Source organism: Enterobacter cloacae complex sp. IR5422 (assembly GCF_049238165.1).
In the GTDB taxonomy this organism is placed as follows: domain Bacteria; phylum Pseudomonadota; class Gammaproteobacteria; order Enterobacterales; family Enterobacteriaceae; genus Enterobacter; species Enterobacter roggenkampii.
This window is the reverse complement of sequence record NZ_JBMKHT010000059.1, coordinates 1-24,358: the sequence shown is the minus strand read 5'-3', so window position 1 is coordinate 24,358 and position 24,358 is coordinate 1. Positions and strand designations below refer to the sequence as shown.

Genomic DNA, 24,358 nt, shown 5'->3' with positions numbered 1-24,358 from the left:
TTTAAAAGCAGGCTTTTCAAATTTGGCTCCTCTGACTGGACTCGAACCAGTGACATACGGATTAACAGTCCGCCGTTCTACCGACTGAACTACAGAGGAATCGTGTGAACGGGGCGCATATTATCGATGCTCCCCCATGATGTCAAAGGCAGAATGCATATTTCCGATCGTTTGCCGATTTATTCTCCACTTCGCGCAATTGTCAGGCATTTTTCCGCGGGTATTTCCACAGCCAGCGCCCGCTGACCATGCGCCAGTAGAACAGCGCGCCCCGTACGGCCCAGTCCAGGAACATACCCAGCCAGACGCCGACTACGCCCCATCCGAGCATCACCCCGAGCGTATACCCCGCCACAACGCGACATCCCCACATGCCGAGCATCGACACCCACATCGCAAAGCGGGCGTCACGCGCGCCCTTCAGCCCGGCTGGCAGTACCCATGAGGCCGCCCAGATGGGCATAAAGGCCGCATTGAGCCAGATGAGGATTTTAACGACCTCTTTAACGTCCTCTTCGTGGGTATAGAACGAGGCCATCAGCCCGGCAAACGGCGCCGTTCCCCAGGCAATCACGGTCAGTCCAATGGTCGACAGCCAGAAAACGTGGCGCAGCTGCCGCTCAGCCTGGCCGATCTGCCCTTTCCCGAGCCGTTTTCCGGTAATGATAGTCGAGGCCGAACCCAGCGCGTTACCCGGCAGGTTAATCAGCGAGGCGATAGAAAAGGCGATGAAGTTACCGGCGATAACGTCGGTGCCCATCCCGGCGACAAACATCTGCGTCAGCAGCTTCCCGCCGTTAAACAGCACCGACTCAATACTGGCGGGAATGCCGATCCCCATCACTTCCCAGATAATGGCGAAGTTAAAGGGGCGGAAATAGCTCTTCAGCGTGAGGCGCAGCGAGGGGGTGATCCCCGCCATCAGCACGCCGATAATCGCCGCCGCACCGATATAGCGTGAAATGGTTAGCCCCAGTCCGGCGCCGACGAACCCCAGCCCGTCCCACGAGAACACGCCGTAGATCAGCACGCTGCTGATGATGATATTCAGGATATTCATTCCGCCGTTGATCAGGAGCGGAATTTTGGTGTTACCTGCCCCGCGCAGCGCGCCGCTGCCAATCAGGGCGATAGCCGCCGCCGGATAGCTGATGACGGTCATCTCCAGATAGGTCAGCGCCAGGTCTTTAACCTCGTTCGTGGCTTCCCCGGCGACAAAATCGATAATCTCTTTACCGAAATAGTGAATCACCGCCGCCAGAACAATCGAAAAGACAGTCATGATCATCAGCGACTGGCGGGCTGCCTCGCGCGCACGTTTGGGATCGAGCTTGCCGAGGCTAAAAGCCACCACCACCGTCGTCCCGAGATCGATGGCAGCAAAAAATGACATCACCACCATGTTAAAGCTGTCCGCCAGCCCGACCCCCGCCATCGCCTCTTTCCCCAGCCAGCTCACCAGGAAGGTGCTCAGTACTCCCATCAGCAGAACGCAGGTATTTTCCAGGAAGATAGGCACAGCAAGAGGGGTGATTTCACGCCAGAACAGGACACGATAGCTTTTACGTTTTGCATACCATGGCGTGCGCGCGATCGCCTGGCGTAAGGAGGCAGTGACGTTCAAAATGGACCTTAGCGAGAAAAGTTGAAACTCCATTTCAAATGATGGGGGAGAAATGCTAATCCTGCAAAGTATTTTCCTGAAAAAAGATGTGTGGAATTACAACAAACTGACGACAGAATCAGCAATCAGTCGATTTTCCATAAGATCAGGTTTGACAAAAGTTTTTTCGCCGCTAAGATAAGCCTCCACAACGATTCCTCTGTAGTTCAGTCGGTAGAACGGCGGACTGTTAATCCGTATGTCACTGGTTCGAGTCCAGTCAGAGGAGCCAAATTTAAAAAGCCTGCTTTTAAAGCAGGCTTTTTGCTTTGCGGATGAGGGAAAATGAACGCTCTGTTTGTCTACGGCACGCTGCGCCCGGGCCATTCTAATGCGCATATCCTTGAAAACATCGGCGGTGAATGGCTGGCCGGTTTCGTCTCCGGTACGTTCTACGAACGCGGCTGGGGTGCGGCGGCAGACTTTCCCGGGATTGTCCTCCACCCCGATGGCCCCCGCGTCGAAGGCTATCTGTTTATCTCTGATAACCTTTCCGCACACTGGCAAATGCTGGATGAGTTTGAAGACGGCTATGACCGGGTTGAGGTCACGGTGACCACCTCTGAAGGCAAGCAGGTTCAAGCCTGGATTTATCAGCTACAGCCACATTCTGAGTCATAAAAAAAGGCTCTCTGTCACCAGAGAGCCTTTTTCACGATTCGCTGCGATTACTCGCTTTTTGCTTCGCCGTTTTTGATTTCGCCCATCACTTTCAGCTTCTTAGAGATGTCGCGACGCTCTTTGGACAGTTCAGCGTTTTTGATGATGTAATCATCAACACGGTCTTCATAGTCGCTCTTCATGCTTGCGATGATGCCCTGAATAGCTTCAACGCTCATGCCTGGCTTGATGTAGTCGCTCAGGTTGTCGAGCAGCAGAACACGTTTCTGGTTGTCACGGATCTTCTTCTCAACGTCCTGGATTTCACGCTGCAGCTTGTTTTTGCGGCGGAACAGGCGGACGAATTCCAGAACATCCTGGAACGAAGGCTTGGTAGTTTCCATTTTTACACCCCTGATAATGTGAGATTCGGATTCGTTAAAGCAACCGTTGTAACAATAACCTTACTGACAGCGGCTGCGAATGACAATGAGTATATCGTTTAAACCTATCATAACCCCAATTGCTGCTGAATCGAAGCAGCAGGCGTCACATCCGCGTTTTATTTGCGCAGCGCCCGACAAATCAGATGCGATAGCAGTTCAAGCTGTCGCGCCAGTTCCATACTCAGCCAGACATAACCATGAATGGGCGTTTCCGCCACGTTATCGCCCTGCCGCTCATTGATTAACTGCTTCAGCTCCGCAACGATCTCATTCAGCCGCTCGCTGTTTGCCAGTATCGGCTGCGGGTTACCTTCGTAGAGCGCATGAGCGATGGTCAACAGCGTTTGCTGCGTCATCTGCTGGGTCTCTTTGAGGGTCTGCGCGTTAAGCATCAACAGATGGCTCGGGCGAGAGGCCCAGTGCGCGTTGATTTGCAGTTCAAGCATGCACACCAGGTTGCGGCTTACCGTCTGGATGGCTTCGAAAATCGCTTTCTGAATATGGGTCTCTTTGCTGGCGGGCGTGATCAGGCCGCGCATTTTGACCACGTCGTTGAGGATGGTTTGCAGATGCTTTTCCAGCCGGGGGCGTTCAACCAGATTAGGGGAAAAACCGGCCTGATAGACGCGGTTAAACGCGGTGACATAGTTGGCCATCTGGATACGCCAGTGCAGAAAAGCCCGCTGCGGCCAGATGCCGGTAAACAGCATGGCGAGCAGTGAACCCAGAATGACATCCCCGCTTCGCCACAGCGCCGTGGTCATATCCCCGGCGGGTGCGCCGACCACCACCGCGAGCGTGATACCAATCAGCAGCGCCTGATAAGGACGCTTGCCCAACGCCAGCCAGCCGCACAGGAACATGGCGGCACCGCACCATATCAGCATGACCGGGAACGAGATAAGCTCCAGCTTCAGGGCGATTAGCCCCAGGGCCGAACCTAACACGGTCCCGCCAATACGCTCGAAGGCGCGCGGGACAACGTTGCCCCAAAACGAGATGGGCCCCATCACCACCACCAGCGTGATCAGCGGCCACGTCCCTTCCGGAACCTCCAGCAAGCGGACCAGGACAAACGTCAATACGAATGCCAGCGCGATGCGACACCCGTGCACCACACGGTAGTGTTTATACAACCGAATTTCAAAAGGGGTTAATGATTTGTCGGGACGCACACCCGCTCTCCAGCTACACGGCAAATCACAATTGTACTGTGTTTTCAGCCGGGCGGAACGGTCCCGGCTGAAAAACCCTTTATTCAGCAGGCCTAAACCGGTTTGTGCTCTACCGCGATATACATTTCAATATCCCAGTAGCCGTCCGCGTTGCCGTCATTCAGGTAGCGCTCGAAGCAGGGTTTGAGCGCCATCTGATACTTATTGTCCTGCAGCAGGGAATTGAAGAACTGATACCACGGCGTGGCAAAGTCGTAGTTTTCCACACGCGCCGTCGCCACGGCATAATCCCCTCCCGCGATTTCCGTCATCATGACGCCTTCGCTGTTTTCCGGGATCACAAAATCGTCCGGTACGGTAACGGCCGTATCGCAGCGCAGTTTTTCGGCCGGGACCTCATCGGGGTTATCGTAGTAGACCGCCACCCACTCCAGCGGCTCAATGTGACGCCCGTCGACCCACATGACCAGCTGTTCAAAGCCCTGTTTTACCGTGTGCTCCCACGGACCGACCAAATGAAAACCGGCAATCTTACGTTTCTGTTGCTGCGTAATGCTGTAGTCCATACTGCCTCCGTTTATCACTGTATATTTATACACTATAAAACTGGATTATCATTATCAGCAAACGAGGAGTGTTTATTATGTGAGCAGACTCGCAACCCTGCCAGTCTGCTCATCGGCGGTTAAAGCGTGTGATGCAGATAATCGCTCAGACGAGAGAACAGGCCGCCTTTATCAACGGCTTCCAGCGTGACCAGCGGCCAGTGGGCTACCACCTTGTCACGATCGTAAAGCTGGATCTCCCCGACACGCTGATGCGCGGCAATCGGCGCTTCCAGCTCTTTTTTATCCAGCACGTATTTGGCTTTGATGTTGGGCACCTCCGCTTTCGGCAAGGCCAGCCAGAAGTCCTGGTCGGTGCCCAGTTTTACCTGCTCCTTGTCGCCGTACCAGATGCGCTCCGTTCCCACTTTTTTTCCGTTATGCAGGATCTGCACCGTATCGAAATTCTGCTGCCCCCAGTGCAGCAGTTTTCGGGCCTGGTCCTCACGCCCTTTCGGGCTGTCCGCTCCCATTACAACGGCAATCAAACGACGCTGACCGTCAACAGCAGACGCAATCAGGTTAAAGCCGGCCCCCGAGGTATGCCCCGTTTTCAGCCCGTCTACGTTCATGGTCTTATCCCACAGCAGGCCGTTACGGTTCTGCTGGGTGATCCCGTTCCAGGTCAGGCTCTTTTCGCTGTACATATGATAAAACTCGGGCTCACCGTGGATAATGGCCCGGGAGAGAACGGCCAGGTCATACGCCGAGCTATGCTGGCCCGGCGCGTCCAGCCCGTGGACGGTTTCGAAGTGGGTATCACGCAGGTTCAGCTTCTGCACATAGTCGTTCATCATCTTCACGAACTGCGGCTGCCCGCCCGCCACGTGATCGGCCAGCGCCACGCAGGCGTCGTTGCCGGAATCGACAATCAGGCCGCGGCTCAGATCGCGCACGGTGACGCGATCGCCCTCCTTCAGGAACATCAGCGACGAACCGTCAAACACCGGGTTCCCTTTTGCCCACGCATCGCGCCCTACGGTGACGATGTCATCCGGGGTAATGCGGTGGCTATCAATGGCCCGATCCACCACATAACCCGTCATCAGCTTGGTCAGGCTCGCCGGATTACGTTGTTGATGTTCGTTGCCCGCCGTTAAAATCTGACCAGTCGTGTAATCCATCAGCACCCAGGAGCCAGCCTGAATGGCCGGAGGCTGCGGCGAAAAATCCAGTGGTTCGGCCGCAAAAGCAGATGAGACACTCGAAGCGAGTAAAGAAACAGCAATAAACAGACGGCGTTTCAACGGTATATCCTCAGGTCATTAAAAATCGATGACCTTTTTACGGGAGTTCTGATGTCGTTACCTGGCTTAATTGCAAAAAAATGTGACAGAACGCAGATTTTTCTCTGAAGCTGGCGCGCAAATTTGCGACGCGGCGGTGCTTTTTATTCGGTCTGACCCGCACGATCGTTTACCATAGTGACGTCATTTTTTAACAGGATGGTATTACTGGTGTCTGACTCTGCCGCTCGCCCGACTTTTTTGTTCCACGACTACGAAACCTTTGGCACGCATCCGGCGCTGGACCGACCGGCGCAGTTTGCCGCCATCCGTACCGACGACGAATTCAACATCATCGGCGAGCCTGAGGTCTTTTACTGCAAGCCGGCGGATGATTACCTGCCGCAGCCCGGCGCGGTCATGGTCACCGGGATCACCCCGCAGGAAGCGCGGGAAAAAGGCGTTAACGAGGCAGAATTCGCCCGACGCATCCACGACTTGTTTACCGTCCCCAACACCTGCGTGGTCGGTTACAACAACATCCGCTTCGATGACGAAGTGACGCGCAACATCTTCTATCGTAACTTCTACGATCCCTATGCCTGGAGCTGGCAGAACCGCAATTCGCGCTGGGATTTGCTCGACATCATGCGCGCCTGCTACGCCCTGCGTCCTGAGGGCATTCACTGGCCGGAAAATGAGGAAGGGCTGACCAGCTTCCGGCTGGAACACCTGACGCGCGCCAACGGCATTGAGCACAGCAATGCCCACGACGCGATGGCGGACGTCTATGCCACCATTGCCATGGCGAAGCTGGTTAAAACCGCACAGCCCCGGCTGTTTGAATATCTGCTGAGCCACCGAAGCAAGCAGAAGCTTATGACCCTTATCGACGTACCGCAGATGAAACCTCTGGTGCATATTTCCGGCATGTTTGGCGCCTGGCGCGGCAATACCAGCTGGGTTGCGCCGCTGGCCTGGCATCCGGACAACCGTAATGCGGTCATCATGGTGGACCTGGCGGGCGATATTTCACCGCTGCTTGAACTCGACAGCGATACCCTACGCGAACGGCTTTATACCCCGAAAAACGAGCTCGGCGATCTGCCGGCGGTGCCGGTCAAACTGGTGCATATCAATAAATGCCCGGTCCTGGCGCAGGCGAATACGCTGCGCCCGGAAGATGCTGACAGGCTGGGCATTAACCGCCAGCACTGCCTCGATAATCTCAAAGTGCTGCGTGAAAATCCGCAGGTGCGCGAGAAAGTCGTGGCCATTTTTGCTGAAGCCGAGCCGTTCGTGCCGTCTGAAAACGTGGACGCCCAACTCTATAACGGTTTCTTCAGCGATGCCGATCGCGCGGCCATGAATATCGTTCTGCAAACAGAGCCGCGCAACTTACCGGCGCTGGATATCACCTTCGCCGATAAGCGCATCGAAAAGCTGATGTTTAACTACCGCGCGCGTAATTACCCCGGCACGCTGGATGAAGCCGAGCAGGAACGCTGGCTGCAGCATCGTCGCAACGTGTTTACGCCAGAGTACCTGCACAGCTATGCACAGGAGCTGGAGATGCTTTACGGCCAGTATGAAGGGAATGCTGAGAAACAGGCGCTTCTGAAATCCCTGTTCCAGTACGCGCAAGAGATAGTTTGATCGATGGGTATAAAAAAGCCGGAGGCGATGTCTCCGGCTTTTTTTTGCCCGGTGGGGCGGCGCTTACGCGGGCCTACGGGGTATGTAGGTCGGGTAAGGCATAGCCGCCACCCGACATAGTCTTACGCGACGTCTTCGTACTGCGGAACCGGGTTACGGAAGCTCTTCGTGACGCAGGCCAGGTAAACCAGACCGATACCCGCCCAAATCAGGCCAAGCACCATCGAGCTCTCTTCCAGGTTAACCCACAGCGCGCCCACGGTCAGGGCACCGCACATCGGCAGGAACAGATACTGGAAGTGATCTTTCAGCGTCTTGTTACGCTTTTCACGGATCCAGAACTGAGAGATCACCGACAGGTTAACAAAGGTGAACGCCACCAGCGCACCGAAGTTAATCAGCGCCGTTGCCATCACCAGGTCAAAGTTAATCGCCAGAAGCGCGATCGCACCGACCAGGATAATGTTCATCGCCGGGGTACGCCAGGTTGGATGCACGTAGCCGAAGAAGCTTTTCGGGAATACGCCATCGCGGCCCATTACGTACATCAGACGCGCAACGCCTGCATGCGCGGCCATACCGGACGCCAGTACGGTGATGGTGGAGAAGATCAGCGCGCCGACCTGGAACGCTTTACCCGCCACGTACAGCATAATTTCCGGCTGAGACGCATCCGGATCCTTGAAGCGAGAGATATCCGGGAAGTACAGCTGCAGGAAATAGGTCGAGAAAATAAAGATCAGACCGCCAATCAGCGCCGTCAGGAAGATGGCACGAGGAATTACGCGCTCTGCATCTTTGGTTTCTTCAGACAGGTTGCTGATCCCGTCAAAACCGGTAAAGGAGAAGCACAGAATGGTTGCCCCGGTAATCATCGGGATAACATGCGCATCACCAGACCAGAACGGCTTGCTGCTCGCCAGGGTGCCCGCGCCTTCGCCGTGGAATACGCCGTAAATCACCATGCCAAGAATAACCGCAATCAGGACAACCTGAAGCACAACGATAACGGAGTTAAAGTTGGCGACAGACTTGATGCTGCGCAGGTTAAAGGCCGTCATAAAGGCCACCAGCGCCACAACGAACATCCAGGATGGAATCGACGGCACCAGCGCTTCAAAATAGATTTTTGCCAGCAGAATGTTGATCATCGGCGCGAACAGATAGTCGAGCAGCGAAGACCAGCCCACCATAAAGCCAACCGTCGGGCTGATGGATTTCTGGGCATAGGTGTAGGCGGAACCCGCAGACGGATAGCGACGCACCAGTTTACCGTAGCTCAGCGCGGTAAAGAGGATCGCAATCAGCGCGAAGCCATATGCCGTTGGCACATGACCGTCTGTGAGGCCTGATACGATACCGAATGTATCAAACAGCGTCATCGGTTGCATATAGGCCAGGCCCATCATAACAACCGGAATCAACGTAAGTGTTTTACGTAATTCCACGCGAGAGGTGTTTGGAGTTGCGTTATGCGACATAGTTAATCTCCTTTACGGTGATAACCGCCACGTAAGCGAAAAATTGCCCCATTTCTTTCTTCCTCAGCGACAACAACTGTCGGATTTTAGTAAATATCTATCCGGTACGAAGCCCGGCCTCTTGGTTTTTAGTTTCGTTTCGTACATGCAAAAAAAAATAACCGACGCCTTTTATATCGTCGATTATTCATTTGGTTGCAGCGGCGGCATTTTGCCCCACATCGGATACAAAAGGCAATACTTTGCAACGCACCGGGTCATTTTCTTTTTGCTAACTGGCTGATTTCTCGACGCTGCCCTGAGCATATACAGCAGCGATAGCACTATTTGCTAAAATTTCGTCCCGCCACCAGGCACTTGCCAGCCCGGCGGTCTGTTCATTCCAGCCCACCCACACCGATTCATGGCTGTTTTGAGCAAGTACCTGTTTTTCAACAAGCGCACCGCTGTCAATAAAGCGCTGCGCCAAATAGCGGGGTAAATAGCCGCAGCCCAGACCGCTAATTTGCAGCTCAAGCTTGGTTTTAAAGTCGAAAACGGTAATCGCTTCCTGCTCGTCAAGCAGTTGCGAGGAGACCGCACATTCCGGGCGAGAGCTGTCACCCACTACAATCGCGCGGTAGCCTTTAATCACGCGGCGGTTAAGCGGCTCGGGCTCCTGAGCCAGCGGATGATGAGGCGCCACGGCAAATACCTGCTCCAGCACGCCAAGACGGGCAAAACCAAATTCACTGAGTTGGGGAGGCTCATGCAATGCACCGACAAAAATGTCCGCCCTGCCCTGGGTTAAGGCATCCCAGGAACCGCCCAGCACGCCGTTGATGAAAATAAGCCGGGTGACGCTGTGATGTTGGTAAAACATTTCAATCAGCGGCGTCAGGAGAGAAAAAGGAAAGGTGTCATCCACCCCAATCACCAGCTCGTTTTCCCATCCCTGATGCAGTTTGACGGCCTGTTTTTCGAGTTCACGAACGGTATGGAGGACTTCGCGGCCTTTTTCCAGCAGCATCTGTCCGGTGCGGGTAAAGCGTGCGCGGTGCCCGGAGCGATCGAGGATCTGGATATTGAGGTCGCTTTCCAGTTTTTGGACGGTATAGCTCAGGGCCGAAGGGGTTTTGTAGAGCTTTGCCGACGCAGCGGCAAAGCTCCCCTCTTTTTCCAGTGCATCCAGAATAATAAGAACATCCAGCAGCGGTTTCATGCTCGCCCCCTTCTGGTGTGCGATCGTCTCCGCTGCGGAACTTATTCCATGGGCATCACCAGCGGATCGGGATACTGATACTCAAACCCCAGCTCATGACAAATGCGATTGCCATCAACAATTTTGCCTTTACTGCCATCTTTTGCCTCACCAAAGACCGGCGGAGCCAGGCCCAGCTGACGTGCCATCAGCGGGTAAAAGGTGCTGCGCGCCGGATGAGTCGGTGCACATATATTATAGATGTGTCCGCCTTTCGGAGCCTGTAAGAGTAGCTCAATTGCGCCAATAACATCCTCAAGATGGACAAGATTCACGCCATGCTGGCCGTCTGGCGCAGTCTTTCCGGCAAAGAAGCGTCCCGGATGGCGGCCAGGGCCCACCAGCCCCGCCAGACGAACGATATCGACCTGCGTGCCGGGAAGATTGTGTAGCCAGTCTTCCAGCTCTTTCAGGACCTGACCGCTCGCGGTAACGGGACGGCGCTCGGAGGTCTCTTTCACTACGCCTTCAGCATCGCCATAGACCGACGTCGAGCTGGTGAAAACAATGCGCGGTACGTGATGCGCCAGCGCGCTGTCGACTATCTCCTGCATCGCCTGCAGATAAAATGATTCACCCGGGCCGCTGCGCCGCGCGGGTAGCGTAATCACCAGCGCATCGACGTTCATCAGCGTGTCCAGATCGTCCGCATCACACACCAGTTCTGGCTCCAGACGCAGTTCAACGCCCTCAATACCGCACATGCGCGCCGCTTCAACCCCATCTCGGGTGGTCTTGCTCCCGGTCACCTGCCAGCCTTTCGCGGCTAATGACATCGCCAGCGGCATTCCCAGCCATCCTAAACCGACAATCGCGACCTTTTTCATGCGAATTCTCCTGACTCTCACTCGTCTTTCATAAGGCTACGCCAGCCCGGCAGAACACACAATTCATAGCATCAATATGAAATGAATTAATGATCAAAAAAAGCCCTTGCAATATGTCGCACAACTGGTTTAGGTTAAAAGACATCAAATGAATAAGCATTCATCGAGAATTTATATGACACGCGTTCAATTTAAACACCACCATCATCACCATCATCCTGACTAGTCTTTCAGGCGATGCGTGCTGGAAGACGTTTGGATCTTCCAGTGGTGCATGAACGCATGAAAAAGCCCCCGGAAGATCTTCTTCCGGGGGCTTTTTTTTGGACCGAATTCAGACAGGTTAAAACAGGTTAACGAGGAATAAAGAATGTTAGATAACTCACGTTTACGCATAGCTATTCAAAAATCAGGCCGTTTGAGTGACGATTCACGCGAACTGCTGGCCCGCTGCGGGATTAAAATCAACCTGCACACCCAGCGCCTGATTGCTCTGGCTGAAAACATGCCCATCGACATTCTCCGCGTGCGTGATGACGATATTCCCGGCCTGGTGATGGATGGCGTCGTTGACCTCGGCATCATCGGCGAAAACGTGCTGGAAGAAGAGCTGCTGACCCGCCGCGCGCAGGGCGAAGACCCGCGTTACTTCACCCTGCGTCGTCTGGACTTCGGCGGCTGCCGCCTGTCGCTGGCGACGCCGGTTGATGAAGCCTGGGACGGCCCGGCCGCGCTGAACGGCAAACGTATCGCCACCTCCTACCCTCACCTGTTAAAGCGCTATCTGGATCAGAAAGGCGTGCAGTTTAAATCCTGTCTGCTGAACGGTTCTGTTGAAGTGGCGCCGCGTGCGGGTCTGGCGGACGCCATCTGTGACCTGGTCTCTACCGGCGCGACGCTGGAAGCGAACGGTCTGCGCGAAGTGGAGGTGATCTACCGCTCCAAAGCGTGCCTGATCCAGCGTGACGGAGAGATGGCCGACGCTAAGCAGCAGCTGATCGACAAGCTGCTGACCCGCATTCAGGGCGTGATTCAGGCACGTGAATCCAAATACATCATGATGCACGCCCCAACCGAGCGTCTGGATGAAGTGATTGCCCTGCTGCCGGGCGCCGAGCGCCCAACCATCCTGCCGCTGGCAGGCGATCAGCAGCGCGTGGCGATGCACATGGTGAGCAGCGAAACCCTGTTCTGGGAAACCATGGAAAAACTGAAGGCACTGGGCGCAAGCTCCATCCTGGTGCTGCCGATTGAGAAGATGATGGAGTAATGGCCATGAGCTTTAACACAATCATCGACTGGAATACCTGTAGCGACGCACAGCAGCGCGAGCTGCTGATGCGCCCGGCGATTTCCGCTTCCGAGAGCATCTCATGTACCGTGGCGGAGATCCTGGATAACGTCAAAGCCCGCGGCGATGACGCGTTGCGTGAATACAGCGCGAAGTTTGATAAGACGGACGTCGGCGCATTAGAGGTTACCGAGCAGGAAATCATTGATGCCAGCAATCGCCTGGGGGATGACATCAAGCAGGCGATGGCCGTCGCGGTGAAAAACATTGATACCTTCCACACCGCGCAAAAGCTGCAGACCGTGGATGTCGAAACCCTGCCCGGCGTGCGTTGCCAGCAGGTGACGCGCCCGGTTGCGTCCGTCGGCCTCTATATTCCCGGCGGCTCTGCCCCGCTTTTCTCCACCGTGCTAATGCTGGCGACTCCCGCACGCATTGCCGGGTGTCAGAAAGTGGTGCTGTGCTCACCGCCCCCGATTGCCGACGAGATCCTTTACGCGGCGAAGCTGTGCGGCGTGCAGGCGGTCTATAAAGTGGGCGGCGCGCAGGCGATATCCGCCCTGGCATTCGGCACGGAATCCATTCCCAAGGTCGACAAAATCTTTGGCCCGGGCAATGCGTATGTGACCGAGGCTAAGCGTCAGGTCAGCCAGCGTCTGGACGGCGCGGCCATCGATATGCCTGCCGGCCCGTCTGAGGTGCTGGTGATTGCCGACAGCGGCGCAACGCCAGATTTCGTCGCGTCTGACCTGCTTTCACAGGCGGAACACGGCCCGGACTCGCAGGTCATCCTGCTGACGCCGGATGCCGATATGGCGAAACGCGTGGGTGAAGCCGTGGAGCGTCAGCTTGCCGACCTGCCCCGCGCCGACACGGCACGCCAGGCGTTAGCGGCCAGCCGACTGATTGTGGCGCGCGATCTCGAGCAGTGCATTGCCATTTCTAACCAGTACGGTCCGGAGCACCTGATTATTCAGACCCGCAATGCGCGCGATCTGGTCGACAGCATTACCAGCGCGGGCTCGGTGTTCCTCGGCGACTGGTCACCGGAATCCGCGGGCGATTACGCCTCCGGCACCAACCACGTACTGCCAACGTATGGTTATACCTCAACCTGTTCCAGCCTGGGACTGGCGGATTTCCAGAAACGCATGACCGTGCAGGAACTCTCCCGCGAAGGGTTTGCCTCACTGGCGTCCACTATTGAAACCCTGGCCGCCGCCGAGCGCCTGACCGCTCACAAAAACGCCGTTACGCTGCGCGTTGCAGCCCTGAAGGAGCAAGCATGAACATTGAAGAATTAGCCCGCGAAAATGTCCGTCGCCTGACGCCTTACCAGTCTGCGCGTCGTCTGGGCGGTAAAGGGGATGTCTGGCTGAACGCCAACGAATATCCAACGGCGGTGCAGTTTGAGCTGTCGCAGCAGACGCTGAACCGCTATCCGGAATGTCAGCCGAAGGCGGTTATTGAAAACTACGCGCAGTACGCTGGCGTGAAGCCAGAGCAGGTGCTGGTCAGTCGCGGTGCGGATGAGGGCATTGAACTGCTGATCCGCGCCTTCTGCGAGCCGGGCAAAGACGCGGTAATGTACTGCCAGCCGACCTACGGCATGTACAGCGTCAGCGCGGAAACCTTCGGGGTGGCGTGCCGCAACGTGCTCTCACTGGAGAACTGGCAGCTGGATCTGCAGGGGATTGCCGACAATCTCGAAGGCGTAAAAGTGGTGTTTGTTTGCAGCCCGAACAACCCGACCGGGCAGATTATTAACCCGCAGGATATCCGTACCCTGCTGGAGATGACGCGCGGAAAAGCCCTGGTGGTCGCGGACGAAGCCTACATCGAGTTCTGCCCGCAGGCGACGCTGGCTGGCTGGCTGGAAGAGTACCCGCACCTGGTGGTACTGCGTACGCTGTCAAAAGCCTTTGCTCTCGCGGGTCTGCGCTGCGGATTCACGCTGGCAAATAAAGAGGTCATCGACCTGCTGCTGAAGGTGATCGCCCCGTACCCCCTCTCGACGCCGGTTGCCGATATTGCGGCACAGGCGCTGACGCCTCAGGGGATTAACGCGATGCGCGAGCGCGTGGCGCAAATCCTGGAGGAACGTCAGTACCTGGTGACCGCCCTGAAGGATATCCCGTGCGTGGAACAGGTGTTCGACTCAGAAACCAACTACATCCTGGTGCGCTTTACCGCCTCCAGCGCCGTATTTAAATCTTTATGGGATCAGGGCATTATCTTACGAGACCAGAATAAACAACCTTCTCTGAGTGGCTGCCTGCGCATTACCGTCGGCACCCGTGCAGAGAGCCAGCGCGTGATTGACGCCCTGAAAGCGGAGAAAGTATGACCCAGAAGATCCTTTTCATCGATCGTGACGGCACCCTTATTTCGGAGCCACCAGCTGATTTTCAGGTCGACCGATTCGACAAGCTGGCGTTTGAACCTGACGTGATCCCGGTGCTGCTCAAGCTGCAAAAAGCCGGGTACAAGCTGGTGATGATCACCAACCAGGACGGTCTGGGTACCGACAGCTTCCCGCAGGCAGACTTTGACGGCCCGCATAATCTGATGATGCAGGTGCTGACCTCGCAGGGCGTGGTGTTTGATGAAGTGCTGATTTGCCCGCACATGCCAGCCGATGAGTGTGACTGCCGTAAGCCAAAGGTGAAGCTGGTCGAGCGCTATCTGGCAGAGGATGTGCTGGATAAGACCAACAGCTATGTTATCGGCGATCGCATCACCGATATTACGCTGGCGGAGAACATGGGCATCGCTGGGCTGCGCTATGACCGCAACAACCTTAACTGGGCGATGATTGGCGAACAGCTGACAAAACGTGACCGCTACTCGCACGTTGAACGCAACACCAAAGAGACGCAAATTGATGTGAAGGTCTGGCTGGACCGCGAAGGGGGCAGCAAGATCCACACTGGCGTGGGTTTCTTCGACCACATGCTGGACCAGATTGCCACCCACGGCGGTTTCCGCATGGAGATCGCGGTAAAAGGCGACCTCTATATTGACGATCACCACACCGTGGAAGATACCGGCCTGGCGCTGGGTGAAGCCCTTAAGCTGGCGCTCGGCGATAAACGCGGTATCAACCGTTTTGGCTTTGTCCTGCCGATGGACGAGTGTCTGGCGCGCTGCGCGATGGATATCTCCGGTCGTCCGCACCTGGAATACAAAGCAGACTTCAATTACCAGCGCGTGGGCGATCTGAGCACCGAAATGGTGGAGCACTTCTTCCGTTCATTGTCCTACACCATGGGCCTGACGCTGCACCTCAAGACCAAAGGCAAGAACGACCACCACCGCGTGGAGAGTCTCTTCAAGGCCTTCGGCCGCACGCTGCGCCAGGCAATTCGCGTGGAAGGCGACGCCCTGCCCTCATCAAAAGGAGTGCTGTAATGAACGTGGTGATTCTGGATACCGGATGCGCCAACCTCAACTCCGTAAAGTCGGCCATCACCCGCCACGGCTACGAACCGGTGGTCAGCCGTGACCCGGACGTGGTGCTGCGTGCCGACAAGTTATTTCTGCCGGGCGTGGGCACTGCGCAGGCGGCGATGGATCAGATTCGCGAGCGCGAGCTGGTCGATCTGATCAAAGCCTGTACCCAACCGGTGCTGGGCATTTGCCTGGGTATGCAGATCCTGGGCCGTCGAAGCGAAGAGAGCAACGGCGTTGACCTGCTGGGCATTATCGACGAAGACGTGCCGAAGATGACCGACCACGGTCTGCCTCTGCCGCATATGGGCTGGAACCGCGTGTACGCCAAAGCGGGCGACAGGCTGTTTCGCGGCATTGAAGACGGTGCGTATTTTTACTTCGTGCACAGTTACGCCATGCCGGTGAACGTCAATACCATCGCCCAGTGCACTTACGGCGAGGCGTTTACCGCGGCGGTGCAGAAAGACAATTTCTTCGGCGTACAGTTCCACCCGGAGCGATCTGGCGCCGCGGGCGCGCAGCTGCTGAAAAACTTCCTGGAGATGTGATGATTATTCCCGCGTTAGATTTAATTGACGGCACGGTTGTCCGTCTTCATCAGGGCGATTACGGTCAACAGCGCGACTACGGAAACGATCCGCTGCCGCGCCTGCAGGAGTATGCCGCCCAGGGTGCACAGGTGCTGCATCTGGTGGATTTAACGGGCGCGAAAGACCCGGCGAAGCGCCAGATCCCGCTGCTTAAAAATCTGGTTGCCGGTGTTGATGTGCTGGTACAGGTCGGCGGCGGCGTGCGTACGGAAGATGACGTGGCGGCGCTGCTGGACGCGGGCGTGGCGCGCGTGGTGGTCGGTTCAACCGCCGTCAAAGATCCTGAGACGGTGAAGGGCTGGTTCCGCCGCTTTGGCGCCGACGCACTGGTGCTGGCGCTGGACGTGCGCATTGACGAACAGGGTAATAAACAGGTGGCGGTCAGCGGCTGGCAGGAAAACTCCGGCGTGACGCTGGAGGCGCTAGTTGATACCTATCTGCCCGTTGGCCTCAAGCACGTGCTGTGCACGGATATCTCCCGTGACGGCACGCTGGCGGGTTCCAACGTTTCTTTATATGAAGAAGTTTGCGCCCGTTATCCGCAGGTGGCGTTCCAGTCATCTGGCGGCATCGGTGACTTAGCCGATATCGCTGCGCTGCGCGGAACCGGCGTGAAGGGCGTGATTGTGGGCCGGGCCCTGCTGGAAGGTAAATTTACGGTGACGGAGGCGATTCAATGCTGGCAAAACGGATAATCCCTTGCCTGGACGTGCGTGACGGCCAGGTCGTGAAAGGCGTGCAGTTCCGCAACCACGAGATCATTGGCGACATCGTTCCGCTGGCAAAACGCTATGCCGATGAAGGCGCAGATGAGCTGGTGTTCTACGATATTACCGCGTCCAGCGATGGCCGCGTAGTCGACAAAAGCTGGGTCGCTCGCGTGGCGGAAGTGATCGATATTCCGTTCTGCGTGGCGGGCGGGATTAAGTCCGCCGACGACGCCGCCAAAATTCTCTCATTTGGTGCCGACAAGATTTCCATCAACTCTCCTGCCCTGGCCGACCCGGAGCTGATCACCCGCCTCGCCGATCGTTTTGGCGTGCAGTGTATTGTGGTTGGGATCGACACCTGGTATGACGCCGCAACGGGCAAGTATCACGTCAACCAGTACACGGGGGATGAAAGCCGCACGCGCGTGACGCAGTGGGAAACGCTCGACTGGGTGCAGGAAGTGCAGAAGTGTGGCGCGGGCGAGATTGTGCTAAACATGATGAACCAGGACGGCGTGCGTAACGGGTATGACCTCGAGCAGCTGAAAAAAGTCCGTGAGGTCTGCCACGTTCCGCTGATTGCCTCCGGCGGCGCGGGCACCATGGAACACTTCCTCGAAGCCTTCCGCGATGCGAACGTGGACGGCGCGCTGGCCGCTTCCGTGTTCCACAAACAGATTATTAATATTGGTGAGTTAAAAACGTACCTGGCCGACCAGGGCGTGGAGATCAGGGTATGTTAACAGAGCAACAACAGGCGCAGCTGGACTGGAAAAAAACGGACGGATTACTGCCGGTGGTTGTCCAGCATGCCGTCTCAGGCGAAGTGCTGATGCTGGGCTATATGAACCAGGACGCGCTGGCGAAAACGATCGACAGTGGCAAAGTGACGTTTTACTCCCGCACGAAAGAGCGCCTGTGGACCAAAGGCGAAACCTCGGGCCATTTCCTGAATGTAGTAAGCATTACGCCGGACTGCGATAACGACACCCTGCTGGTACTGGCAAACCCCATCGGTCCGACCTGCCATAAGGGCACCAGCAGCTGCTTTGGAGAGGCGAGTCACCAGTGGCTGTTCCTGTACCAACTGGAGCAGCTGCTGGCGGAGCGTAAATCGGCGGATCCGGAGAGTTCTTATACCGCGAAGCTGTACGCCAGCGGAACCAAGCGTATTGCGCAGAAGGTGGGTGAAGAAGGCGTTGAGACGGCGCTGGCCGCGACCGTGCATGACCGTGAGGAGCTGACGAACGAAGCGTCTGACTTGATGTATCACCTGCTGGTGCTGCTGCAGGATCAGGCGCTGGATTTGACGGCGGTGATTGAGAATTTACGTAAAAGACATAAATAAACACCCTACCGGGGGAGCTCGCGCCTCCCCTTTTCCTTTAATAAAGCAGTTATCATTCCTTCCGCGAGCGGGTATCATCAGCCGATAGTGTAACGCACGATTTTATGCGTTAAGAGTTACTCATTTAACATTGAGGTTGAAGATGAAATTTCTGGTCACCGGCGCTGCCGGCTTTATCGGTTTCCACGTCAGCGAGCGCCTTTTGCAGGCAGGACATCAGGTTGTAGGAATTGATAACCTTAATGACTATTACGATGTCAATCTGAAACAAGCACGACTGGATCTGCTTACGTCCGACAATTTCACTTTCCATAAGCTGGATCTGGCGGATCGCGAAGGGATGGCCTCGCTGTTTGCTACTGAGAAATTTGACCGCGTGATCCACCTCGCCGCGCAGGCTGGCGTACGTTACTCTCTTGAAAATCCGCACGCTTACGCGCAATCAAACCTTATTGGCCATCTCAACGTACTGGAAGGCTGCCGACACAATAAGGTGCAGCATTTACTGTATGCTTCTTCCAGCTCTGTTTACGGCCTGAACCGGAAGATGCCGTTCTCCACCAATGACTCGGTTGATCACCCGGTTTCCTTGTATGCCGCGACGAAAAAATCCAACGAACTGATGTCGCACACCTACTCTCATTTGTACAATCTGCCGACAACCGGCCTGCGCTTTTTCACCGTGTATGGGCCATGGGGCCGACCTGATATGGCGCTGTTCAAATTTACCAAGGCGATGATCGAAGGTAAAAGCATCGACGTTTACAACTACGGCAAGATGAAGCGCGATTTTACCTATATCGATGATATTGCCGAAGCCATAATCCGTCTGCAGGACGTTATCCCTCAGGCCGATGCGAACTGGACCGTTGAAACAGGCTCCCCGGCGACCAGCTCTGCCCCGTATCGCGTTTACAACATTGGCAACAGTGCGCCCGTGGAGCTGATGGATTACATCACCGCGCTGGAAGAGGCGTTAGGCAAAGAAGCAGAGAAAAATATGATGCCTGTTCAACCTGGTGACGTGCTGGAAACGAGCGCGGATACCACGGCGCTGTATGACGTCATTGGCTTTAAGCCGCAGACGTCGGTGAAGGAAGGCGTGAAGAATTTTGTGGACTGGTATCGTAATTTCTACAAGGTCTAAAAAACAAAACCCGGCGAATGCGCCGGGTTTTTTATTTGTTACGAACACTATTCAGTCGCTACCGAACAAATCGCGGGTATACACTTTATCCGCAACGTCCGCCAGCTCTTCCGCCATGCGGTTAGAGATGATCACGTCCGCCTCTTTCTTGAATGCATCCAGATCGCGCACCACGCGGGAATGGAAGAACTCATCTTCCTTCATTACCGGTTCATAAATTATGACCTGTACACCCTTGGCCTTAATGCGCTTCATGATGCCCTGAATGGAAGAGGCACGGAAGTTATCTGAACCACTTTTCATAATCAGGCGATAGACGCCCACCACTTTCGGCTGACGGGAAAGGATTGAATCAGCAACAAAATCTTTGCGCGTCCGGTTAGCATCAACAATCGCCGAGATGATGTTGTTAGGAACAGACTGATAGTTAGCCAGCAGCTGCTTAGTATCTTTCGGCAGGCAGTAACCGCCATAGCCAAACGACGGGTTGTTATAATGATTGCCGATACGTGGATCCAGACAAACGCCTTCGATAATTTGACGGCTATTCAACCCCAGGCTCTCTGCATAGCTGTCCAGCTCGTTAAAATATGCCACACGCATGGCAAGATACGTGTTAGCAAAAAGCTTGATGGCTTCCGCTTCGGTCGAATCGGTAAACAGCGTCGGGATATCTTTTTTGGTCGCCCCTTCCTGGAGCAGCGCGGCAAACCGCTCGGCGCGCTCTGAACGCTCACCAATAACGATACGTGATGGGTTCAGGTTATCGTACAGCGCGCGCCCTTCACGGAGAAACTCCGGGGAGAAGATGACATTATCAATGCCGTATTTTTCTTTAACGGACTGGGTAAAACCAACCGGGATGGTGGATTTAATGATCATCACCGCGTTCGGGTTGATTTCCGTAACATCGCGGATAACCGACTCAACGCTCGAGGTGTTGAAGTAGTTGGTTTTAGGATCATAGTCGGTCGGTGTGGCGATAATCACATAGTCCGCCCCACGGTAAGCATCCTGCTTGTCGGTGGTTGCGCGGAAGTTTAGCGGCTTCGTTGCCAGATACTCTTCAATCTCTTTATCTACAATCGGGGACTGCTTCTTGTTAAGCATGTCCACTTTAGCCTGCACGATATCCAGCGCAACCACTTCGTGGTTCTGAGCAATCAGAATACCGTTGGAGAGACCTACATAACCTGTACCGGAAATTGTTATTTTCATTCGCGAATAACTTCTGTAAGTGAGCTGTAGAGATGACCGCAGGGCCATCATGATAATCAATAACTGTAGGGCTTTTTACCTCCTGCCTTGTGGGAGTGTCAAGGCGAAGCCTCAGGAATAGCCCTTCCAGGTACAACATTCAGACTACTTCGAATATATGGTTGTAATTTTGATGAAAAAAAACCCGGAGAATATCTCCGGGTTTATATAATAACCTGAGGCTAAATCAGATTAGTCCAGCCATTCCGTGTGGAACACACCTTCTTTATCAGTGCGCTTATAGGTATGCGCACCGAAATAATCACGCTGAGCCTGAATGAGGTTAGCCGGCAGTACCGCAGCACGATAGCTATCGTAGTAGGCTACTGCCGCAGAGAAGGTCGGAACCGGGATGCCGTTCTGGACAGCGTAGGCAACCACGTCACGCAGCGCCTGCTGATATTCGTCCGCAATCTTCTTGAAGTACGGTGCCAGCAGCAGGTTGGCGATACCGGCGTTTTCAGCATAAGCATCGGTGATTTTCTGCAGGAACTGCGCGCGAATGATACAGCCCGCACGGAAGATCTTCGCAATCTCACCGTAGTTCAGATCCCAGTTGTTCTCGTCTGATGCCGCACGCAGCTGAGAGAAGCCCTGCGCGTAAGAAACGATTTTACCCAGGTACAGTGCACGACGCACTTTTTCAATGAACTCGGCTTTATCACCTGCTGGTTTAGCCTGTGGGCCAGACAGTACTTTAGATGCCGCGACGCGCTGCTCTTTCAGAGAAGAGATGTAACGCGCGAAGACAGATTCGGTGATCAGAGACAGCGGTTCGCCCAGATCCAGAGAGCTCTGGCTGGTCCATTTACCGGTGCCTTTGTTTGCCGCTTCATCCAGAATCACATCAACCAGGTATTTCCCCTCTTCATCTTTCTTCGTGAAGATATCTTTGGTGATGTCGATCAGGTAGCTGTTCAGCTCGCCTTTATTCCATTCAGTGAAGGTTTCAGCCAGCTCTTCGTTAGAAAGGTTCAAGCCACCTTTCAGCAAGGAGTAGGCTTCAGCAATCAGCTGCATATCGCCGTATTCAATACCGTTGTGCACCATTTTCACATAGTGACCCGCACCGTCCGCACCGATATAGGTCACGCACGGCTCGCCATCTTCTGCAACAGCAGCGATTTTGGTCAGAATAGGCGCAACCAGTTCGTACGCTTCTTTCTGGCCGCCAGGCATGATGGATGGGCCTTTCAGCGCGCCCTCTTCGCCACCGGATACACCGGTACCGATGAAGTTGAAACCTTCAGCAGACAGTTCACGGTTACGACGAATGGTGTCCTGGAAGAAGGTGTTACCGCCATCAATGATGATGTCACCTTTTTCGAGGTAAGGCTTCAGGGAGTCGATAGCTGCATCGGTACCTGCGCCTGCTTTCACCATTAACAGGATACGACGAGGCGTTTCCAGAGACTCAACGAACTCTTTCACCGTATAGAAAGGAACCAGTTTCTTGCCTGGGTTCTCGGCAATGACTTCTTCGGTCTTATCACGGGAGCGGTTGAAAACGGAGACGGTATAACCACGGCTTTCGATGTTGAGCGCCAGGTTGCGCCCCATCACTGCCATACCGACAACGCCGATTTGTTGCTTAGACATTACATACTCCTGTCAGGTGTGGTAACCCATCATTAGTGGGTTTATGTATAACTAGTTTAACTGGACGCTAGCAACCTAAACAACTAGTGAATGAGATTAATGCATTTTTCGATAAAAAATTAAACACCCAGGTAGTCAGCAGCGCATAGTGCCTTTAATCGTGAGCTGCCCCAAGCGTCGAAATTTGACACAGTTGTTATACTAGTAAAATTGTTCCATTTTTTCGTCGTTGCTAATTCAACCATAGAATTCGTAAGTTCATAAGGTGTCAGATTAAACTGTAGTTGTTCGCAAAACTTTTTATATTTTCGAGCAAATAACAAGCTACCTTCGCAAATTTCAGCAACACACTGTGACATTGTATTGCTTAATCCACGACCTTCATCCTGAATAGGTTCAAAAGGATCTACATCATAGCCAATTATCGAGGAATGAGGTGCGGAAAAGAATAATTCAACAACAACTCTGTTCTCATAGATTGCATCAACAATAGTTGAATCACAGTTAGCATTTTCATACATCGCATACATATTTAGGAAACGGCTACGACGTTTCCTTTCTTCAGTATTAGCGAGGCAAAAGTAATAACCATGAATTTCAACATCAATAATGTCTTTGATGGCAGTATAAAAAGCTTCTTGGGTAGTCCCACTCCACCCGACGTCAACCAAAGCAATTTTATCACCAGCTTTGATACCAACACTTTTAATATAAGAATACAATCCCCGTCGATTTCTGCGACAAACCTGCAAAATTTGCCAACGGTAAGCAAATAAAAACTGAGACATTAATGGAAAGAACTCAGGGGTCAGTACCTTATTAGCAGAGAGTCCAAATGATGCCATCACACTTTCATCTGGGGGTGTTACGCCAATACGCTCAAGAAGTTCGCGAGGCTGTAACCCTTCGGCTCCAGAAAGTAGAAAGGGTAAATATTCTACAAAATTCTCATCATTTATTGTTGATAATGTAAGACTTGTGCGAGACCCATAAAAATAATCAGACTTTACTAAATTACAGCTGCCATCTTGTTCTACCATTTTTTTCATGATGTATCCATCTCGTGATAAAAATAGCACGTGATCAATACTATGTTCTTTAATCTTCCCGATTATCCAGGAAAGAAATCCTACTGCAACTGTACCGCCATAAATAAATCCAAGGCTTTTATAACTATCAAGAACATTGCATCCAGAATGGTGTTTTACTAAGCCCTGAGCAATTGAAACTGATAATGGTAAACCTTTTGATAAAGTGTCTGCATAATGCGATAAATAATAAAATGCCTCTAATCCCTTTTCTTTAGGACGAACATAATCTGAAGTATGATTATCGCCAAGATGTATCACTTTATCCGGCAATACTTTTAGCTTCTTAATAAGAATATCAAAGAGTTCACCCGTGTCTCTTTTTGTAGCATTCTCATCAGCGGAACTAAACACATCGATTCCTGTAACTCCATATTTTTCAAGGGCATCCTTAAAAAAGGTAGCCGGAAGATACATATCAGAAGTCACAACTACTTTTTTTCCGGAAGCGATAAGTCTTTTAAAAAAAGAAAATATTACAGGGTTGGGTTCTACAAGGCTTAATTCAAGCTGATATTCAGCCTCACATAATACTTTACTATCATGTTCCTTTTCAGAAAACTCGGCATATATATCTGCAATAGTAATTTCTTTACGATTGTTTTTTTTCATCGTACGAAATGCTTTAGTTTGAGCATCCTGCCTTCTTGCTCTGAAATCTTTAATATTAAGTTTTTCTCCTAGTATATCAAAAGCGTCTTCCGGATCTGCTAGCGGCCGAGAGAATAATGTATCAAAGAAATCAAAGGATATTACTTCAGCATGTGCAATTTTATCTTCAGTTAACCCATCAAAATAAGAAAAGATATCAGAGCTATTATCGAGATCAAAGGAAGGTGCGAATAAGTCCGAGATGTGAGATCATCGTGTTGTAACCTGAACCCAGAATGAGTAACCGGATGAGCCAGCAACTGACTTTTGCCGACAGTGAGTTTTCCAGTAAACGCCGCCAGACC

At 53.7% G+C, this 24,358-nt stretch carries 24 protein-coding genes, 2 tRNA genes and 1 other annotated feature; of the genes, 13 read left to right on the top strand and 13 right to left on the bottom strand.

What is annotated here, in order from left to right:
- Positions 1 to 23: 23 nt before the first annotated feature.
- Positions 24 to 99 (bottom strand) — tRNA-Asn (locus tag ACOTXT_RS20365).
- Between the two features lie 103 nt (positions 100 to 202).
- Complete coding sequence (gene emmdR / locus ACOTXT_RS20360) at positions 203 to 1,657, bottom strand: multidrug efflux MATE transporter EmmdR (RefSeq protein WP_021241423.1); 1,455 nt, start codon at positions 1,655 to 1,657, stop codon at positions 203 to 205.
- A gap of 162 nt (positions 1,658 to 1,819) precedes the next feature.
- Here emmdR and ACOTXT_RS20355 point away from each other — a divergent pair.
- Both ACOTXT_RS20355 and ACOTXT_RS20350 read left to right on the top strand, forming a co-directional pair.
- Positions 1,820 to 1,895: transfer RNA gene (locus ACOTXT_RS20355), tRNA-Asn, on the top strand.
- Between the two features lie 53 nt (positions 1,896 to 1,948).
- Positions 1,949 to 2,284, top strand: coding sequence for a gamma-glutamylcyclotransferase family protein (locus ACOTXT_RS20350; protein WP_032675151.1), 336 nt, complete (start codon positions 1,949 to 1,951; stop codon positions 2,282 to 2,284).
- Between the two features lie 47 nt (positions 2,285 to 2,331).
- On the opposite strand, the gene ACOTXT_RS20345 is transcribed toward ACOTXT_RS20350, so the two are convergent.
- The 4 genes from ACOTXT_RS20345 to dacD all read right to left on the bottom strand — a co-directional run bounded on the left by ACOTXT_RS20345 (position 2,332) and on the right by dacD (position 5,736).
- The gene (locus ACOTXT_RS20345) at positions 2,332 to 2,667 is read right to left on the bottom strand and encodes a DUF496 family protein (RefSeq protein WP_008499467.1); all 336 of its coding nucleotides are present in this window, start codon (positions 2,665 to 2,667) and stop codon (positions 2,332 to 2,334) included.
- A gap of 158 nt (positions 2,668 to 2,825) precedes the next feature.
- Positions 2,826 to 3,884 carry an FUSC family protein gene (locus ACOTXT_RS20340; RefSeq protein ID WP_008499466.1) on the bottom strand — a complete coding sequence of 353 codons (1,059 nt, stop codon included), beginning with the start codon at positions 3,882 to 3,884 and terminating at the stop codon, positions 2,826 to 2,828.
- Between the two features lie 92 nt (positions 3,885 to 3,976).
- Positions 3,977 to 4,450, bottom strand: a complete 474-nt coding sequence (gene sbmC / locus ACOTXT_RS20335; protein WP_008499465.1) for a DNA gyrase inhibitor SbmC — start codon at positions 4,448 to 4,450, stop codon at positions 3,977 to 3,979.
- A gap of 119 nt (positions 4,451 to 4,569) precedes the next feature.
- Positions 4,570 to 5,736 carry a serine-type D-Ala-D-Ala carboxypeptidase DacD gene (gene dacD, locus ACOTXT_RS20330; protein WP_008499464.1) on the bottom strand — a complete coding sequence of 389 codons (1,167 nt, stop codon included), beginning with the start codon at positions 5,734 to 5,736 and terminating at the stop codon, positions 4,570 to 4,572.
- Positions 5,737 to 5,934: 198 nt separating this feature from the next.
- On the opposite strand from dacD, the gene sbcB reads away from it, so the two are divergent.
- Entirely contained in the window at positions 5,935 to 7,371 is a 1,437-nt protein-coding gene (gene sbcB, locus ACOTXT_RS20325) for an exodeoxyribonuclease I (RefSeq protein ID WP_369796356.1), read from the top strand.
- A gap of 122 nt (positions 7,372 to 7,493) precedes the next feature.
- Here sbcB and plaP read toward each other — a convergent pair whose 3' ends face one another.
- The 4 genes from plaP to ACOTXT_RS20305 form a co-directional block, all read right to left on the bottom strand.
- Positions 7,494 to 8,852 (bottom strand): putrescine/proton symporter PlaP, encoded by a 1,359-nt coding sequence (gene plaP / locus ACOTXT_RS20320; RefSeq protein ID WP_008499462.1) that lies wholly within the window; start codon positions 8,850 to 8,852, stop codon positions 7,494 to 7,496.
- The gene (yoeI, locus tag ACOTXT_RS20315) at positions 8,842 to 8,904 is read right to left on the bottom strand and encodes a membrane protein YoeI (RefSeq protein WP_100245854.1); all 63 of its coding nucleotides are present in this window, start codon (positions 8,902 to 8,904) and stop codon (positions 8,842 to 8,844) included. The genes plaP and yoeI overlap by 11 nt, the downstream gene beginning before the upstream one ends.
- Positions 8,905 to 9,123: 219 nt before the next feature.
- Positions 9,124 to 10,053, bottom strand: a complete 930-nt coding sequence (locus ACOTXT_RS20310; protein ID WP_021241428.1) for a LysR substrate-binding domain-containing protein — start codon at positions 10,051 to 10,053, stop codon at positions 9,124 to 9,126.
- 41 nt (positions 10,054 to 10,094) lie between these two features.
- The gene (locus ACOTXT_RS20305; RefSeq protein WP_023344481.1) at positions 10,095 to 10,919 is read right to left on the bottom strand and encodes an SDR family oxidoreductase; all 825 of its coding nucleotides are present in this window, start codon (positions 10,917 to 10,919) and stop codon (positions 10,095 to 10,097) included.
- Between the two features lie 175 nt (positions 10,920 to 11,094).
- On the opposite strand from ACOTXT_RS20305, the gene hisL reads away from it, so the two are divergent.
- From hisL to ACOTXT_RS20255, 10 genes are all read left to right on the top strand, one after another.
- Positions 11,095 to 11,145 (top strand): his operon leader peptide, encoded by a 51-nt coding sequence (hisL, locus tag ACOTXT_RS20300; protein ID WP_001364200.1) that lies wholly within the window; start codon positions 11,095 to 11,097, stop codon positions 11,143 to 11,145.
- Positions 11,121 to 11,244, top strand: a sequence feature (His leader region). It overlaps the preceding gene by 25 nt.
- Positions 11,245 to 11,289: 45 nt before the next feature.
- Entirely contained in the window at positions 11,290 to 12,189 is a 900-nt protein-coding gene (gene hisG, locus ACOTXT_RS20295; RefSeq protein WP_000886595.1) for an ATP phosphoribosyltransferase, read from the top strand.
- 5 nt (positions 12,190 to 12,194) lie between these two features.
- Positions 12,195 to 13,499, top strand: coding sequence for a histidinol dehydrogenase (hisD, locus tag ACOTXT_RS20290; RefSeq protein ID WP_055321253.1), 1,305 nt, complete (start codon positions 12,195 to 12,197; stop codon positions 13,497 to 13,499).
- Positions 13,496 to 14,557 (top strand): histidinol-phosphate transaminase, encoded by a 1,062-nt coding sequence (gene hisC, locus ACOTXT_RS20285; RefSeq protein ID WP_023325608.1) that lies wholly within the window; start codon positions 13,496 to 13,498, stop codon positions 14,555 to 14,557. Before hisD ends, hisC begins: the two co-directional genes overlap by 4 nt.
- Positions 14,554 to 15,621 (top strand): bifunctional histidinol-phosphatase/imidazoleglycerol-phosphate dehydratase HisB, encoded by a 1,068-nt coding sequence (gene hisB / locus ACOTXT_RS20280; protein ID WP_023344483.1) that lies wholly within the window; start codon positions 14,554 to 14,556, stop codon positions 15,619 to 15,621. The genes hisC and hisB overlap by 4 nt, the downstream gene beginning before the upstream one ends.
- Positions 15,621 to 16,211: an imidazole glycerol phosphate synthase subunit HisH gene (hisH, locus tag ACOTXT_RS20275; RefSeq protein WP_021241433.1), complete on the top strand. Its 591-nt coding sequence runs from the start codon at positions 15,621 to 15,623 to the stop codon at positions 16,209 to 16,211. Before hisB ends, hisH begins: the two co-directional genes overlap by 1 nt.
- Positions 16,211 to 16,948 carry a 1-(5-phosphoribosyl)-5-[(5-phosphoribosylamino)methylideneamino]imidazole-4-carboxamide isomerase gene (gene hisA, locus ACOTXT_RS20270; RefSeq protein WP_055321231.1) on the top strand — a complete coding sequence of 246 codons (738 nt, stop codon included), beginning with the start codon at positions 16,211 to 16,213 and terminating at the stop codon, positions 16,946 to 16,948. The genes hisH and hisA overlap by 1 nt, the downstream gene beginning before the upstream one ends.
- Positions 16,930 to 17,706 (top strand): imidazole glycerol phosphate synthase subunit HisF, encoded by a 777-nt coding sequence (hisF, locus tag ACOTXT_RS20265; RefSeq protein ID WP_055321232.1) that lies wholly within the window; start codon positions 16,930 to 16,932, stop codon positions 17,704 to 17,706. Before hisA ends, hisF begins: the two co-directional genes overlap by 19 nt.
- A complete protein-coding gene (gene hisIE, locus ACOTXT_RS20260; protein WP_023325611.1) occupies positions 17,700 to 18,311 on the top strand; it encodes a bifunctional phosphoribosyl-AMP cyclohydrolase/phosphoribosyl-ATP diphosphatase HisIE in 612 nt (203 codons plus the stop codon). The genes hisF and hisIE overlap by 7 nt, the downstream gene beginning before the upstream one ends.
- Positions 18,312 to 18,453: 142 nt before the next feature.
- Positions 18,454 to 19,458, top strand: a complete 1,005-nt coding sequence (locus ACOTXT_RS20255; RefSeq protein WP_055321233.1) for an NAD-dependent epimerase — start codon at positions 18,454 to 18,456, stop codon at positions 19,456 to 19,458.
- 51 nt (positions 19,459 to 19,509) lie between these two features.
- Here the strand turns inward: ACOTXT_RS20255 and ugd are convergent, their stop codons facing one another.
- From ugd to ACOTXT_RS20240, 3 genes are all read right to left on the bottom strand, one after another.
- Complete coding sequence (gene ugd, locus ACOTXT_RS20250) at positions 19,510 to 20,676, bottom strand: UDP-glucose 6-dehydrogenase (RefSeq protein ID WP_021241437.1); 1,167 nt, start codon at positions 20,674 to 20,676, stop codon at positions 19,510 to 19,512.
- Between the two features lie 231 nt (positions 20,677 to 20,907).
- Positions 20,908 to 22,314: an NADP-dependent phosphogluconate dehydrogenase gene (gene gndA / locus ACOTXT_RS20245; RefSeq protein ID WP_055321234.1), complete on the bottom strand. Its 1,407-nt coding sequence runs from the start codon at positions 22,312 to 22,314 to the stop codon at positions 20,908 to 20,910.
- Between the two features lie 119 nt (positions 22,315 to 22,433).
- Complete coding sequence (locus tag ACOTXT_RS20240) at positions 22,434 to 24,014, bottom strand: hypothetical protein (RefSeq protein WP_421625424.1); 1,581 nt, start codon at positions 24,012 to 24,014, stop codon at positions 22,434 to 22,436.
- Between the last annotated feature and the right edge of the window lie 344 nt (positions 24,015 to 24,358).